This window comes from Burkholderia sp. THE68 (assembly GCF_009938265.1).
GTDB lineage: Bacteria > Pseudomonadota > Gammaproteobacteria > Burkholderiales > Burkholderiaceae > Caballeronia.
Map to the genome: position 1 here is coordinate 296529 of NZ_AP022317.1, position 14272 is coordinate 310800.

Annotated in this window: 14 protein-coding genes; 8 read left to right on the top strand and 6 right to left on the bottom strand. The window is 60.3% G+C overall.

All coding sequences use genetic code 11. From position 1 onward, the window contains the following. Nucleotides 1-41 precede the first annotated feature (41 nt). Nucleotides 42-953 carry a CHAD domain-containing protein gene (locus BTHE68_RS22685; protein ID WP_162068554.1) on the bottom strand — a complete coding sequence of 304 codons (912 nt, stop codon included), beginning with the start codon at nucleotides 951-953 and terminating at the stop codon, nucleotides 42-44. A gap of 378 nt (nucleotides 954-1331) precedes the next feature. Here BTHE68_RS22685 and BTHE68_RS22690 point away from each other — a divergent pair, with 378 nt between their 5' ends. Continuing rightward, nucleotides 1332-1709, top strand: a complete 378-nt coding sequence (locus BTHE68_RS22690) for an NUDIX hydrolase (RefSeq protein WP_162068555.1) — start codon at nucleotides 1332-1334, stop codon at nucleotides 1707-1709. Nucleotides 1710-1737: 28 nt separating this feature from the next. Here the strand turns inward: BTHE68_RS22690 and pstS are convergent, their stop codons facing one another. The 3 genes from pstS to BTHE68_RS22705 all read right to left on the bottom strand — a co-directional run bounded on the left by pstS (nucleotide 1738) and on the right by BTHE68_RS22705 (nucleotide 5551). Further along, complete coding sequence (gene pstS / locus BTHE68_RS22695) at nucleotides 1738-2769, bottom strand: phosphate ABC transporter substrate-binding protein PstS (RefSeq protein ID WP_162068556.1); 1032 nt, start codon at nucleotides 2767-2769, stop codon at nucleotides 1738-1740. A 321-nt stretch (nucleotides 2770-3090) separates the two neighbouring features. After that, complete coding sequence (locus tag BTHE68_RS22700) at nucleotides 3091-4521, bottom strand: DEAD/DEAH box helicase (RefSeq protein WP_162068557.1); 1431 nt, start codon at nucleotides 4519-4521, stop codon at nucleotides 3091-3093. Between the two features lie 97 nt (nucleotides 4522-4618). Continuing rightward, nucleotides 4619-5551 carry an MBL fold metallo-hydrolase gene (locus BTHE68_RS22705; protein WP_162068558.1) on the bottom strand — a complete coding sequence of 311 codons (933 nt, stop codon included), beginning with the start codon at nucleotides 5549-5551 and terminating at the stop codon, nucleotides 4619-4621. Between the two features lie 306 nt (nucleotides 5552-5857). On the opposite strand from BTHE68_RS22705, the gene BTHE68_RS22710 reads away from it, so the two are divergent. Both BTHE68_RS22710 and BTHE68_RS22715 read left to right on the top strand, forming a co-directional pair. Continuing rightward, nucleotides 5858-6325: a YybH family protein gene (locus BTHE68_RS22710; protein WP_162068559.1), complete on the top strand. Its 468-nt coding sequence runs from the start codon at nucleotides 5858-5860 to the stop codon at nucleotides 6323-6325. A gap of 124 nt (nucleotides 6326-6449) precedes the next feature. After that, nucleotides 6450-7157 (top strand): MgtC/SapB family protein, encoded by a 708-nt coding sequence (locus BTHE68_RS22715; protein ID WP_162068560.1) that lies wholly within the window; start codon nucleotides 6450-6452, stop codon nucleotides 7155-7157. A 232-nt stretch (nucleotides 7158-7389) separates the two neighbouring features. Here the strand turns inward: BTHE68_RS22715 and BTHE68_RS22720 are convergent, their stop codons facing one another. Beyond that, on the bottom strand, nucleotides 7390-7977 hold the full coding sequence (locus BTHE68_RS22720) for a BPSL1445 family SYLF domain-containing lipoprotein (protein ID WP_162069149.1): 588 nt from the start codon (nucleotides 7975-7977) through the stop codon (nucleotides 7390-7392). Between the two features lie 354 nt (nucleotides 7978-8331). Between BTHE68_RS22720 and BTHE68_RS22725 the strand changes: the two genes are divergently transcribed. The 5 genes from BTHE68_RS22725 (at nucleotide 8332) to BTHE68_RS22745 (ending at nucleotide 13230) form a co-directional block, all read left to right on the top strand. After that, nucleotides 8332-10092 (top strand): SulP family inorganic anion transporter, encoded by a 1761-nt coding sequence (locus tag BTHE68_RS22725; protein WP_162068561.1) that lies wholly within the window; start codon nucleotides 8332-8334, stop codon nucleotides 10090-10092. 213 nt (nucleotides 10093-10305) lie between these two features. Next, on the top strand, nucleotides 10306-11601 hold the full coding sequence (locus BTHE68_RS22730; RefSeq protein ID WP_162068562.1) for an MEDS domain-containing protein: 1296 nt from the start codon (nucleotides 10306-10308) through the stop codon (nucleotides 11599-11601). Between the two features lie 61 nt (nucleotides 11602-11662). Next, a complete protein-coding gene (locus BTHE68_RS22735; protein WP_232078085.1) occupies nucleotides 11663-12235 on the top strand; it encodes a response regulator in 573 nt (190 codons plus the stop codon). A gap of 146 nt (nucleotides 12236-12381) precedes the next feature. Further along, the gene (locus BTHE68_RS22740; protein WP_162068564.1) at nucleotides 12382-12621 is read left to right on the top strand and encodes a hypothetical protein; all 240 of its coding nucleotides are present in this window, start codon (nucleotides 12382-12384) and stop codon (nucleotides 12619-12621) included. Between the two features lie 348 nt (nucleotides 12622-12969). Next, a complete protein-coding gene (locus tag BTHE68_RS22745; protein WP_162068565.1) occupies nucleotides 12970-13230 on the top strand; it encodes a hypothetical protein in 261 nt (86 codons plus the stop codon). A gap of 74 nt (nucleotides 13231-13304) precedes the next feature. Here BTHE68_RS22745 and BTHE68_RS22750 read toward each other — a convergent pair whose 3' ends face one another. Then, nucleotides 13305-14210: a LysR family transcriptional regulator gene (locus BTHE68_RS22750; protein WP_162068566.1), complete on the bottom strand. Its 906-nt coding sequence runs from the start codon at nucleotides 14208-14210 to the stop codon at nucleotides 13305-13307. Nucleotides 14211-14272: the final 62 nt, after the last annotated feature.

Here is a 14272-nt window from a genome sequence, read left to right on the forward strand (position 1 = left end):
ACCAGCCGAACGTGACACCTTCGAGCGCCTTCGGGATGGACTCACCCAGCGATCGCTCGAACTCGCCGTGATGCTGCACGCATTCGGCGATGCTTCTGTTTTTCCAGCCATTGCAGCGATTCCCGCACGACCGGGTGCGGAACCTCGTCGAACGAGGCGCTGCGGATGAGTGCCTCACTGGCGGCAATATCGTTGAACAGTCCAAGCTTGTTCTGCACGGACGTCAATTCCTTGATGGTGCGGCTGTGCCCGCCTCTGATAACGGGTTGAAAGAACTCGAGCAGGTATCTCAGCTTCTTGCCCGCCTTGCGAACGTCGTGGAGATCCTCTTCGTGCGCGGTCTCGCTACGTGCTGCACGCCTGCTCCGCTTGCGAAGCGCGCGTTGCGCCAGCCGGACGCGCTCCTCCGCGAATGCCTGGATGGGGAGATCGTTGCAACGCGACTGCAGCGTCGTTTGCGCACGTAGCAAGACGTCGTTCAGGAACGCCTCGACTTCATCGCACTTGATCATCGCCTGACTGTGCATCACCGCCTGCGCGCGTTTCTCGCGTGCGGCCGCCACGAGCAATTCGATCGATGCGCGCGACTCCTGGGCAGCTTTCAGGAGATCGCCAGCGATGTCCCAGTCACGCGTTCCACCCGCTACCGCAGCGAGACGCTTGAATTCTTCGACGGCCTGCGCGGTCGCCTCCTCCCCGAGCCATGGGGAATACGCCCAGAACAACGCGCGAAGCTTTCTGAAAGCCACGCGGAGTTGATGAAACCCCTCGGCATCGCTTGTCGTGGACAGCGCCTTCGCCCTTTGAACCGCCTCGGCTACCACCGGTGTAGCGAGAAAAGAAAACGTACTGGCGATCGTGCTCTGTCTTGAAAGCAATGAACTCGCAGTCAAGCGATCATTCTTGAAGAGCGTGTTCGGGCGTGGCAAGGGCCAGTCACCATCCATATCCATTCAAACCTCGGGTCGGACAGAAGATATATTTTGCCCAGACCTTAACACAGCAACTTCGCGTCTCGCGATACGAAGTCACAAAACCGTCTTCATACTGCAATCTTGCGGCCAGACGCCCGAGTCCGCAGTTGCCGAGACCGAGCCTTGAATACAGCGCTTCGCTTTCGGCTCGATGAAACTTTTATGTCAGACAGCCAGATTTATTGCGCTCACCCGCAAATTAATCGATGGCAAGTGCATCCGGTTTTGTAATAGCATTGCTGCGCGCATCGCGCGTGAACATCCAAGCTATCGGCGCTCTGCCGCTTGACGCAAATCCGCGCGCATTGCCGGAGACACGCGGGCATCGACACATAGAAAAAAACGCGGAGTTCAAACTTGAAGAAACGCGCCACTGTCATCTGTCGAAAAGGCAGACGGATTTTGCTCGTTGCAAGGGAATCCAAATGGGCGCTGCCGGGCGGTATGCTCAAGCGTGGCGAGCATCTGGCCGATGCCGCGCTCCGCGAGCTCAAGGAAGAAACGCGACTGTCCGGCAAGTCGGCGAAATATCTCTTCGACTTCAAGAGCAAGCAGAAACATCACCACGTCTTTTACTGCGACATCTCGAACCGGGCCAAACCGCGTCCGAACAACGAAATATCCAAGTGTCGCTGGGTAGAACTGGACGAGATGCGGCGGCTCCTGACGAGCACGCCAACGGACGACATCGTGAAACTGGCGAGCCAGAAGCGAAAGAACGGTCGCGGGAAGTAGTGCAAGTGCTGCATAGGTTTTCCCAGGCTCACTTGATATTCTGACTCCAGTAAGCTTCGATCTGCTTGACGAGCGCGGCAGGTAACGACACGTAGTGCTCGGCATCGGCGTCGGCTTGCCCTTCATTGAGCGCCCATCTGAAGAAAGCCAGCACGGCTTTGGATGCAGCCGGGTCCTTCGCCTCTCTCGGCACGAGAACGAACACCACGCCGGCAATCGGCCATGCGTTTTCGCCCGGCGCATCGGTCACGATCTGATAGAAGTCTGGCCGATCATTCCAGTCCGCTGCTGCTGCGGCCGCGCTGAAGCTATCGCGCGACGGTTGCACGAAAGTCCCGCTTCGGTTCTGCACAGCCGTATAAGCCAGATTCCGTTGCAGCGCGTAAGTCAGTTCGACGTAACCGATCGAGCCCTCCACGTTCTTGATGTACGTCGCGACTCCATCGTTGCCGGTAGCGCCGACGCCGGTCGGCCATTTGACAGTCGTAGCCGCACCCACGCTGGATTTCCAGGAAGCGCTGCTCTGCGAGAGGAAGCTCACCCAATTGAAGGTGCTGCCGGAGCTCTCGTTCCGATGCACGACGACGATCTTGAGGTTCGGAAGGGCAACACCGGGATTGAGCGAGACGATAGCCGGATCATTCCAGTAGACGATCTTGCCAAGGTAGATGTCGGCGAGAAGCGGCCCGGACAGGCGAATCTGTCCCGGACCTACACCCGGAAGATTCACGACGGGCACAACACCGCCAATCACGACAGGAAACTGGGCCAGTCCCGCGGCTCGCAACTCGTCGGGCATGAGCGGCATGTCCGAGGCGCCGAAAGTCACTCTGGCTGCCTTGATTTGTCGAACACCATTTCCCGAACCCGTGGGCTGATAGTCGACGCGCTGACCCGTCTTCGTATGATATGTGGCCGCCCATTTCAGCAACAGCGGATATACGAAGGTAGAGCCGGCGCCGGAAATCTCCGCGGATAACGCAGTGACCGCATGGCATGCGCAGACGCAAAACGCCACGGCGACGAGCAGGCGGGAAGAACCGGTCAGTCTTGTTTTCATTGTTGAGAACTCCTCGGCGTGCCTTGCAAGGTACGGGACGACGCAGTTCGCAACGTTATGGCGCACTGTTGCAGTCGCGCCCTCGGGTTGCTGTATCTGATCTTAGGATGTGCCGGCGATTTTCCCAATGCCGACCGATGCGATTGCAGTTTGGTCGCCAGGTTTTCGCGGGGCTATCAATGCGACTTCCAATTGATCAAGGCCGCTTGATTGAGTGCGCCATAACCCGCCGCCTGATACACGCCGAATTCGCGCCGCTGCTTGCCAGCAGGCGGCAAACCTCCAGTCTGCTCCAATGCTGGCGTTAGTTATCCAGACAAATCAGGGTTGGCGTTTGCCGCGCCCCCCAACGGATTTGCCAGCCGGCTTGCGTGAACCCGAAGCTGGCTTGTTCGCGCGTTTTCCAGATGGCTTTTGCACGCTGAATGGATTGCCGCTGGACAAGCTTGTGCCTTTATCTGCGGTCGCAACGCGCCGCGCTTTTTCGCCGCTTTGCATCGGCATTTTTTTGCCGAGCGCCTGCATGGCGCCAGGCGCGGCCTGCGGCATTTTCGGCTTCTTGGGCTTTTTGGGCTTCCTGATGATCTGGCCCGTCTCACTGGTCTGCGGCACTCTATGTTCTGCTTCAAATCCCGGCTCTTCCTCGCGGGGCAGCGTATGCCGGATCAGCGCTTCGATCGCAGCAAGTTGCGGCGCTTCATCGGCACACACGAGGGACACCGCCACGCCGCTTGCGCCCGCGCGGCCGGTACGGCCAATACGGTGCACATAGTCTTGCGCCACGATCGGCAGATCAATGTTGATCACTAGCGGCAGGTCATCGATATCCAGTCCGCGCGCCGCCACATCGGTGGCTACGAGCATACGTACTTCGCCTGACTTGAAGCGCTCCAGCGCACGCAGGCGCGCGGGTTGCGGTTTGTCGCCGTGGATGGTATCGACCGCGTAGCCCGCTTCATCCAGCATGGCCGCCAGATAATCCACGCCCTTGCGGGTTTTGACGAACACCAGCGCGTGCTCCCAGTCATTCTCGGAGACGAGGTGCATGAAGAGCTCAGGCTTGTTCTTTTTATCCACCGGCACCACCCACTGCTTGATCTTGCTGGCCGTGGCATTGGGTGGGCTGACGCTGATATTGACCGGGTCGCGCAGGATGCTTGCCGCCATGGCGCGGATATCATCGGTGAACGTGGCGGAGAACAACAGGGTTTGGCGCCGAGCGGGCAAGGCAGCAAAGACGGCGTTGAGTTCACGCGCAAAGCCCAGATCCAGCATGCGGTCGGCTTCATCCAGAATCAGCGTTTCGACTTGATCAAACTGCACGGCGTTCTGGCGATTGAGATCCAGCAAACGGCCGGGCGTGGCAACAAGCACGTCGACGCCCTTGCGCAACTTCATCATCTGCGGATTGATACTCACGCCGCCGTAGGCGGCCAGAAACCGTAAGTCGAGACCTTTGCCGTAATCGATAAAGCTTTGCAGCACTTGTTCAGCCAGCTCACGCGTGGGCACCAGCACGAGCACGCGCGCGCGGTTGCTGGACACCGCCGGACCGTCTTGCACCAGTCGTTGCAACAGCGGCAGCACGAAACCCGCCGTTTTGCCAGTGCCGGTCTGCGCCGCAGCCATGACGTCCCTGCCGCTGAGCACGGGAGGAATCGCCTTGGTCTGCACCGGCGTAGGTGTCTGGTAATTGAGGTCCTGCAAATTACGCAGCAACCGATCGATCAGGCCAAGCGAGGCAAAAGACATGCACGTATTCCGGGCTAAAACCTAGATTTTAGCGTTACCGCGCTTGATCCTTCCGTCCGGGCGATATATATGAAGACGACTGCAAGCGGGGAATGCGTCAGTAGTCCCACTGCACCGGTACGAAGCGGAAGGCGTCACCGTTCTTTGCGATGTGACCGATTGACGGGAACGCGACATGTGCAGCGGCCAACAGGGCGCCCGTTTCAGCGGCTTCGTTGAGCAGCGCGATACGTACGTCCACGGCCAACTCAGGATCGTGCTCGAAGCCATTCTGCCAATCGGGATTATCGAAGCCGACCTCGAAAATCGCGTCGCCTACGAAAGTCAGCTTTTCTCCGTCCGATGCTACATCCACGACGCAGTGTCCCGGTGTGTGCCCGCCCGTCACGCGCGCCTTCACGCCTGGCGCGACCTCCACGCTCTGATTGAACTGCACAATATTTTCACTGTAGAGTTCGACGAACTTCGCGGCCGCCTTGCGCAGCGCGGGAGGAACCGTCTCCGGCATCACCGTCCTTGTGAAGTCCGGATTTCTCCAGAACTCCACTTCCGAGGCCGACACGTGAATGCGCACGTCGGGGCGCAGCTTGGCCTTGACTCCGTCAACGTTCAGCCCGCCGACATGATCCATGTGCATATGCGTGATCACGATATCGGTGATCGCTGCCAGGTCGATGCCAGCCGTTTCCAGGCGCATCACCGACTGACCCGCGCGCGTGAAGTATTCGAAGCCGTCGCCCACGCCCGAGTCGATCAGGATCAGGCGTTCGCCGCTGCGCACGAGCGCGATGTTCAGCGCCCAGTCAAACGTATCACGTTGCAGGAAGCGATCATCGAACCATTCGTTGCGATCCTTTTCGCTCACATTGGTGGACATGGTGGAAGTCGGCAGCGGCAGAATGCCATCGCTGATCAGCACGACATCGACGTCACCCACGCGCACCGCGTAGCGGGAAGACACGAGTTCGCCTGTGCCTTCTTTGCCGAAGCTGGTGACGACTGGTCGCACGTTACGGGTTAGTTCTCTCATTGCAGTATTCCTTTTCCTTCGAGGGGTTGGCCGCGCTGGGCGGTCGGTACACAAGCACGACCGCGAATCTGGCGCTTCGCTTTGCTCGTGTTTCGACCGACCGTGTGACAGATGCTACTCATGAGCGGCGAACGCCAGTAGCATCGCGAATGCGTACAGGGTGTTGTCCAACCGGCAACAATCAAGCTGGATGCTCAGAGAGATCAGAGTTGAAGTCGACCGAAGCTTTATGCTTTGAGGGACCGCGTACTACAATTGTCTGCTGGAATCCTAATAATGCTGCGCACGCGTACACTGGGAGCCGGAATGAATCGACTGTTCCTCCGCATCGCCACGGTGGGCGTTGCCCTTACCCTATTCCCTTGCGTGCTGAATGCAGCGACGGTCGACAATGATCCCGCGAGCACCATCCGCTCCGCTCTGGAACAGTGGCGCGTGGATTTCAACGCACGACGTGCCGCGCATATCTGCGACCTCTTCGCACCCGATCTTCGTTACGATTTCCAAGGCGCGCCCGAGCGGACCTACCCGTTGCTGTGTGCCCGTCTGCGCCAAGCACTGGTCGACACTACGCAATCGCTTTCTTACGAGCTCAAGATCAAGGAGATCATTGTCTCCGGTGACCTCGCGATCGTTCGCCTGACGTGGAGATCGACTCTTGCCGGGAACGGCAAACAGGAGTCGAACGATGAGACGGGTCTCGATGTCTTCGGCCGCCAGCCCGACGGCAGCTGGAAGATCATCCGGTACATTGCTTACCCTGAGAAAGACTGAGTTCTAACCTCAGACTGATGGCTCACCGCGACTACGCGGATCGGCTCGCTATCGAACATTCACGCCAGCTACATACTGTCGTGAGACGATTTCAGGTTTTAAAGAAGAAAGAGACATCGCATCGATGAGCATCGATTTCGTATTGCGCCTGTTGGCCGCGTTTGCTTGCGGCGTTGCTATCGGGCTCGAGCGCCAGCTTCGTCAACGCACTGCCGGCTTGCGCACCATCACGCTCGTCGCGAGTGGCGCCTGTCTGTTCGTCACCCTTGGCATGCTGACAGGCAACGGCGAAGCCGGCGTAACGCAGATTGCGGCGTACGTCGTGTCAGGCGTAGGTTTCCTCGGCGGGGGCGTCATCATGCGCGACAAAGGCTCCATACAAGGCATCAACACGGCGGCCACGTTATGGTGTTCCGCAGCCGTCGGCGTCTTATGCGGCAGCGGGCACTACGGACCTGCGTTCGCGGGAACAGGAGTGGTGCTCGTCACTAATACGCTATTGCGCGACTTGAGCCGCATTATCAATTCCACGCCGGTTTCCAGCGCGGATCTGGTGCGCGAATACGTTCTGAGTGTCGTCGGCCGGCAAGAAGATGAAATTCATATTCGCACGCTGTTATCGAACGCAATGGAATCACAACCGCTTTCGTTCCAGAGCCTGACCAGCGAGGACACGGGTAGCGAGCCAACACAAATCAAGGTTACGGCAACGATTCGCATGCATCCGAAAGACCAGGCAAGGCTTGAGCGAATGGCCAGTCGGATGAGCATGGAGCGAGGGGTATCGAGCATCAGTTGGTCTGCAACCGAAGTCGAGCCCGCACCCGAATGAATGTGAGAACGGCGGTGTCAGGCGCATGTGGGCTGATCCAGATCAATTGACATGTCACGCGAGGTGGAAGAACAGTCAACGCCTTCGCATCGGGTGCCTGCATCGGAGATCACTGGAGCCACCATGGACGACATAACCGAACGCGCCGCGCAACACGTGATCAGACTCGATCACAAGCGGCTTGCCTCGATTCGCTAGTGGTTGACGTGCATAGTTAAATCGGCAGCATCGTTTAGATTTTCAGCCGCGAAACCTTCGTGCCCGCGAGCGACACGTCGCCCATCAGACCGGCATTCGTCAGCACGATCGCTTCGACGGGCGCCGTGGCCGTCGTTGTATCGATCTCCCCGTTCGCTCCGACCTTCAGCAGCGCGACGGAACCTTCGCCGCCAACCGACCAGCCCTTGGAATTTCGGAAGCTGTTGAGCGCTTCGTGCGTCATGAATACGTAGATCATGGCCTTCGATTGCGCACCCGCCTGCAGGCCGAACGAGCCTGCTACCGTGCTGTAATAGCCAACCGACTTGCCGCCTACATGCAACGCACCTTCACCGTATTCCCCACCGGCGACGAAGCCAACCTTGATCACGGACGGAAATACCAGCACGCCATTCGCCTTGGCGATGAGTTCTTTTGAACCCTTGACCGCCACGTACAGCCGCGACAGGGTTGCCTGAACCTTGGCGTCGATTGCCTGCCGCTTCGCGGCGTTGGACTCGGCGGCAGCGGCGTCACGGATCATCATTTGGGAACCCGCCAGGGCAAGGCCGCCGACAGCGAGCGCTGCGGCACCTGACTGTAGAAAGTCTCTTCTGTGCATGGTTGCCTCCATCGTGGTTTGCAATCGAACCGGTGATGCTGTAATTGTTGAAGGCATGTATCCCATCGACACCTGCCCCGTCGAGGATCGAGCGCTGCTTCGGATCGACCGCATAACTTGAATATCATCATCAACAGATATTCGCAACATGCGGCACGCAGGTGACAACCGCATCGCGCCGCCGATGCGATAACACCAGCGCGGGTTGCCGTGAGCGACTGGCAAATCCATCCCGTGATCTGCGTGTTCTGCGCCGTCATGCTCGCGATCGCGTTTGATCTGATCGATATGGCCGTCGCCGCGCTGCGCGTGCCGGGGCACTTTCTTCATTGAACGCTTCACGAGCGCCGATCCATGGAAACCGATCACACGGCTCACTCACGTCAGACAGCCACGGCCGCCATCAAGCGCTGGACGCGCCATCTGCCGATCGTGACGATGTTGCGGGACTATCGCGCAGCTTGGCTGAAGAACGACATCATCGCCGGCATCGTGCTGACGACGATGCTCGTGCCGGTCGGCATCGCGTACGCGGAGGCGTCGGGCGTCCCCGGCGTATGCGGGTTGTACGCGACGATCGTTCCGCTGCTCGCTTATGCGATCTTCGGCCCCAGCCGGATTCTCGTGCTCGGCCCGGACTCGGCGCTCGCGGCGCCGGTCCTCGCGGTCGTCGTGATCGGCGCGTCGGGCGATCCCTCGCGCGCCATCGCCGTCGCGGGCATGATGGCGATCGTCTCGGGTCTCGTCTGCGTCGTCTTTGGCATGCTGAAGCTCGGCTTCGTCACAGAGCTGCTCTCCAAGCCGATCCGTTACGGCTACATGAACGGCATCGCGCTGACGGTGCTGATCAGCCAGTTGCCCAAGCTCTTCGCGATCTCCATCGAGGACCAGGGTCCGCTGCGCGATCTGCTCAACCTCGCCAGAGGCATCGCCGCCGGGCAAGCCAACTGGTCCAGCTTTGCCGTGGGCGCAGGCAGTCTCGTGCTCATTCTGCTCCTGAGGCGCTTCGACAAGGTGCCGGGCATCCTGATCGCGGTCGTGCTCGCAACCTTGTGCGTCATGGTGTTTCATCTCGAACGCGAAGGCGTGAAGGTGCTCGGGACCATTCCGCAGGGATTGCCTTCGTTCTCGCTGCCGTGGGCGAGCGGCGCCGACATCGTCCGGATTCTGCTGGGCGGCTGCGCCGTGGCGCTGATCGCGTTCGCGGACACGAGCGTGCTGTCGCGCACCTTTGCGGCACGCGCCAACGTGCGCGTCGATCCGAATCAGGAAATGATCGGGCTGGGCGTCGCCAATCTCGCGACCGGCCTCTTCCAGGGCTTTCCGATCAGCAGCAGCTCTTCGCGCACGCCCGTCGCCGAAGCGGCTGGAGCGCGAACCCAGGTTACGGGCATCGTCGGCGCGCTGGCCGTCGCGGCCGTTTTGCTCGCCGCGCCGAATCTGCTTCGCCATCTGCCGAACAGCGCGCTCGGAGCCGTCGTGATCGCTGCGGCGATCGGGCTATTCGAGTTCAGCGACCTGAAGCGCATCTATCGCATCCAGCAATGGGAGTTCTGGCTGTCCCTCTGCTGCTTCGTCGGGGTCGTCCTGTTCGGCGCGATACCCGGGATCTGTATCGCCGTGGTGATCGCGGTGATCGAGTTCTTGTGGGACGGCTGGCGTCCGCATTTCGCCGTGCTGGGGCGGGTGGAGGGATTGCGCGGCTATCACGACCTGAAGCGCTACCCGAACGCCGAACAGATTTCCGGACTTCTTCTGTTTCGCTGGGATGCGCCGTTGTTCTTCGCAAACGCAGAGTTGTTTCAGCACCGCCTGATCGACGCGCTGGATCAGGCGCCCACCCGGGTGAGGCGCGTCGTCGTCACGGCTGAGCCAGTAACGAGCGTCGACGTGACCTCCGCCGACATGCTGCGCGAGCTGCATCGGGCGTTGAAGGATCGCGGCATCGAGATGCACTTTGCCGAGATGAAAGATCCCGTCCGCGACAAGCTCAGACGCTTCGAGCTGACGCCGATTTTTCCCGACGCGTGCTTTCATCCAACCATCGGCAGCGCGGTCGACGCTTACCTCGATATCACGCGCCCGGATCAGGGTCCGCTGCGTGAGGATCGTTGAAGCGCGTACTGTTCCCGTGCACCGGCAGCGTCATGGACAAACTCGAATATCACCGCCGAAAGCACCACGAATAAGGCTTCATGACACGAGATCACACGGCAGGCAGGCACGTTTCGGTCACGCACACGAGTGGTAAGATCGGTCGCATCGTTGATACCGACGGCAAACGTCCAGGCGCAATGCGGCGAGGATCTTTCGATGTGCAATCATGCCGTGCAGTTTTACGAGAACGACTGGTTTCTGTGCGAGCGCGTCGCCAGCTTTATCCGTGAGGCCGCACAGGCAGAAGAACCAACGCTCATCATCGCCACCCGTGGGCACCGCGAGGAGATCGAACGGGTGCTCGACAAGCCCACGGATCTCGAGTTGGCCTCTTTCGCAAGTCCGGCCAACGTCGTCTGGCTGGATGCCGAGGCGACGCTGGACGCACTGCTGATCGAAGGATGGCCGAGCGCGACGCGCTGCGAAGCGGTCCTCGGCACGCTGATCGACACGATCTCGGGGAACGGCAAGGTTCCCGTACGGGCGTTCGGCGAGATGGTCGCCATTCTTTGCGCACGCGGAAAGCCCGAGGCTGCGCTGCGTCTCGAGCAACTGTGGAATGATCTCTCGCACAAGCATGCGTTCTCATTGCTGTGCGCTTATCCCACACGCGTGTTCCGGGGCATCGACGAGGCGCGCGCATTTCATGCGATTTGTTCAGCCCATGATGCCGTTCTGCCGCCCGAGACATTCGTCGCGACGGCTGAGGACTCCGTGCCGTATCAGCTGGCCGTGGCGGCATGGCAGCACGAGACGAAGGCGCTCCAGCTGGAGATCGCCCGGCGGGCCGATATTCAGCGGGCACTGAGCGAGCTGAGCGCGCACCAGCACCGGATCCGCGAAAACGAGCGCAGACACATCGCCCGCGAAATACATGACGAGCTTGGCGGCGTCCTCACGGGCATCAAGGCGTATGTCTCGGTTGCAGTCGAACGCGCCCGGCGCGAAGGCCGCGCGCCCGATCCCCAACTGATCGAGGCTACGCAACTGGCCGATACCGCACTCGACACGGTCCGTCGCGTGATCACCGAATTGCGTCCGACCGTGCTCGACGACCTCGGTATCTGGGTGGCGCTCGAATGGTATATCGAGCAGGTCGAGAAGCAGACAGGCGTGCCCTGCTCGCTGACGATCGATCCGAAGCTGAGCGCTTCCGAGGTCGGGCCCGAACTCGGCACCGCGCTGTTTCGCATCATTCAGGAAGCGCTCACGAACGCGGTGCGGCACGCGCAGGCAAAGTCGATGATCGTGCGCGCACAATGCGACGATGCCTTCGCGTGCTTCGAAGTCTGCGACGACGGTCAGGGCATCGATGCCGTGCGGCTGCTCGGGCAGCAATCCTGGGGGATCGCCGGTATGCACGAGCGCGCACGGCACTTCGGGGGCGCGCTCACCATCGCGGGCGCGCCTGGCATGGGCACCACGGTGAGCTTGCGGCTGCCGCTCGAGACACTGTATGCCAGCTGAGTCCGTGATCAGGGTGTTGCTGGTGGACGACCACGCTGTCGTTCGCAACGGCGTTCGGCTCATGCTGGGAACGAGCGACGATATCGAGGTTGCCGCGGAAGCCCAGACGGCCGCCGATGCCCTGCTGCTCGCCAAGACCCAGCCTTTCGACGTCGCACTCGTCGATGTCGCGCTGCCGGATCGCAGCGGCCTCGAGCTGGTGAAGTCGTTGCGGACGCGACAACCCGCGCTCGCCGTACTGATGCTCAGCATCTATGCCGAAGAGGTATATGCGTTGCGAGCAATCAAGCATGGGGCGGCCGGCTATCTCACCAAGAGCGTGTCCGCCGAGACCTTGATCGCCGCAGTGCGCAAGGTGCACTCGGGCGGCAGGTTCATCACGCCCTCGCTCGCCGAACGCTTCGCCGAGCACTTCGGAGAAGCGCTGGGTCCGGCACACGAAGCCCTGTCCGACCGCGAACTGGAGGTATTGAAGTTGATCGCGGGCGGCGAAAGCCTCGCCAATATCGCGGCCATGCTGCATCTGAGTCCCAATACCGTTACGACGTATCGAGCGCGAATCTGCCAGAAAATCGGCTTGAAGAGCAATGCACAATTGACGCGCTACGCGCTCGAGCAGGGCTTGCTCGTTTGAGCCGCTGCATTGGCGGTCCCGCCGATTTTGTATAGATTCCCCTACACGACGTGTATGGATTTCTTGCCTGTGCGCGCGGGGCACCAACGTCATACTGGTTTATCGGACTTCAGGCTCGGTAGCGCTTCGGACACAAGATCCCGCACATGGACCAGACGCTGACCCCTCACGAACTTGCCACGCTGATTCGACTCGTCCGGTCGCCAGCTCAGGTCCAGATCGACTCGCTGGATTTTTGGGCACTCGCCCACCGTGGTCTCGCGTACATCGACACGATCACGCACAAATCAGGTCAGGCACGTGTTACCGCAGCCGGCCACGCGCTGGCGAGACAGCTCGGCATGCTGTGGCCGGTTGCCTCGTGCAGAACTGCCCGGCCGGGGTGAGCGGTCCTCGGCAAACAGCGGTTCGGCTTCGCGCCTGGCAAGATCCGCGCTCGAAGGAGCGAGGTCAACCGAGCAACGATACGTGCGCGCACATAAGCGCATTTCGGAGATTCAAATGAGCGAGTCATGGGTACCGATCGTCATCGGCATTGCGGTCATGCTGGTTGCGGCAGTCTTGATCGCCCAGCACTATCGGCGCGAAGAGCGTCGCCGGCATGACCTGAGAAAGTGGCAAGAACCCTTTCAAGAGACATGGCGATGTCGTGAATCGCACCCCCGCCGGTAGAAGTCATCCCGGGCATAACCGAGACGCTGTTTGATCATCACAGACACGGACGAGAGACGCTTATGTCACGCGACTATCGTGAGGAGCAGGAGCTGGCTCACATTCGGGCGATGATTCTGGAGCTTGAGCGCATGGCCGATGAATTTCACGCTCAGCGCAATGCCGTGTTGAAACCCGACTATTGGCGAGAGCGAATTGCGACGATTCTCGTCGATCCAGACTTGCCCTACCCGCTCGAGAAGCACGCCACCGAGCTTCTGAGCCGGTTGGACCGGATCGCTTCAGCCGCTGGGCGTTCACATGCCGACTATTCGAGAAGATGACCGCTGAGGAAAGCGGTTCAACGCTTGAATCGAGCAGTCAAATCGGCGATGCTCGACCTGCACGTGTCGATTTCTCAAAGACTTGCCTGCATCACCCGTTCTCGCAAGCGTGGAACCACGAAGTCGATGAACGTGCGCAATTTCAGAGGCAGTCTGCGTTGCCTGTCGTAGACGAGGTGAACCGGTCGCGGTTCGGGCTCGAATCCCTCCAGGACGACGCGCAACCGCTGCTGGCGTACATACTCGACCACCTGATAGGACATCGCCCGAACCAGGCCAACGCCCGAAAGCCCGGCGTCGATTGCGGCATCAATGGTATTGACGCTCAAGCGCGGCCTGATAGGAGCGTGGATCTCGTCGCCATCAGACCAGAAGTTCCATCGCACCGACGCCGATATGCTTTCGAACGAAATCACGCTGTGACGCGCGAGGTCCTCCGGCCCGACAGGCTCCCCGCGCGTGTCGAGATATTCCGGACTGCCACACACAACGCGTCTGATTGAACCCAAGCCGACCGCAACAAGGTTACTGTCCGGTAGTTCCCCGACCCGCAGCGCCACGTCCACCTGATCGTCGAGAAAATGGGTGACCCGATCGGTCAGGACCAGGCCCACGGAGACCTCCGGATACGAAGCAAGGAAGTGCGTTACAACGGGCAACACATGCAGCCTGCCGAACATGATTGGCGCAGTAACGACCAGGTCACCTTTCGGCTCCGCATACTCTCCCGCCGCGGTTCGCTCCGCCTCGAGCACCTGCTCGAGAATGGCTTTCGCCGACGTTGCGTAAGACCGGCCAGCGGGCGTCAATTCGAGCCCTTTCGCTGAGCGAATCAACAGCGTTGCTCTCAGGTATGTCTCCAGATCTGCCATCTTGCGGCTGACCGTGGCGAGCGGAACGCCCAGCCTCCGGCTCGCCTTCGAAAAACTCCCCATTTCCACTGCGGCGAGAAACACCGCCATTGCGTCGAGCTGGTCCATGGCCTATGGCCTTCCAGAAAACGAGAGGTCGATTCCACATTTTAGTGTCTATCGCCATTCTC

Bases quoted from the DNA above. Each gene is read 5' to 3' on its own strand.
- BTHE68_RS22685 (WP_162068554.1), bottom strand. From the start codon at position 953: ATGGATATGGATGGTGACTGGCCCTTGCCACGCCCGAACACGCTCTTC.
- pstS (WP_162068556.1), bottom strand. From the start codon at position 2,769: ATGAAAACAAGACTGACCGGTTCTTCCCGCCTGCTCGTCGCCGTGGCG.
- BTHE68_RS22700 (WP_162068557.1), bottom strand. From the start codon at position 4,521: ATGTCTTTTGCCTCGCTTGGCCTGATCGATCGGTTGCTGCGTAATTTG.
- BTHE68_RS22705 (WP_162068558.1), bottom strand. From the start codon at position 5,551: ATGAGAGAACTAACCCGTAACGTGCGACCAGTCGTCACCAGCTTCGGC.
- BTHE68_RS22710 (WP_162068559.1), top strand. From the start codon at position 5,858: ATGAATCGACTGTTCCTCCGCATCGCCACGGTGGGCGTTGCCCTTACC.
- BTHE68_RS22715 (WP_162068560.1), top strand. From the start codon at position 6,450: ATGAGCATCGATTTCGTATTGCGCCTGTTGGCCGCGTTTGCTTGCGGC.
- BTHE68_RS22720 (WP_162069149.1), bottom strand. From the start codon at position 7,977: ATGCACAGAAGAGACTTTCTACAGTCAGGTGCCGCAGCGCTCGCTGTC.
- BTHE68_RS22725 (WP_162068561.1), top strand. From the start codon at position 8,332: ATGGAAACCGATCACACGGCTCACTCACGTCAGACAGCCACGGCCGCC.
- BTHE68_RS22735 (WP_232078085.1), top strand. From the start codon at position 11,663: ATGCTGGGAACGAGCGACGATATCGAGGTTGCCGCGGAAGCCCAGACG.
- BTHE68_RS22740 (WP_162068564.1), top strand. From the start codon at position 12,382: ATGGACCAGACGCTGACCCCTCACGAACTTGCCACGCTGATTCGACTC.
- BTHE68_RS22745 (WP_162068565.1), top strand. From the start codon at position 12,970: ATGTCACGCGACTATCGTGAGGAGCAGGAGCTGGCTCACATTCGGGCG.
- BTHE68_RS22750 (WP_162068566.1), bottom strand. From the start codon at position 14,210: ATGGACCAGCTCGACGCAATGGCGGTGTTTCTCGCCGCAGTGGAAATG.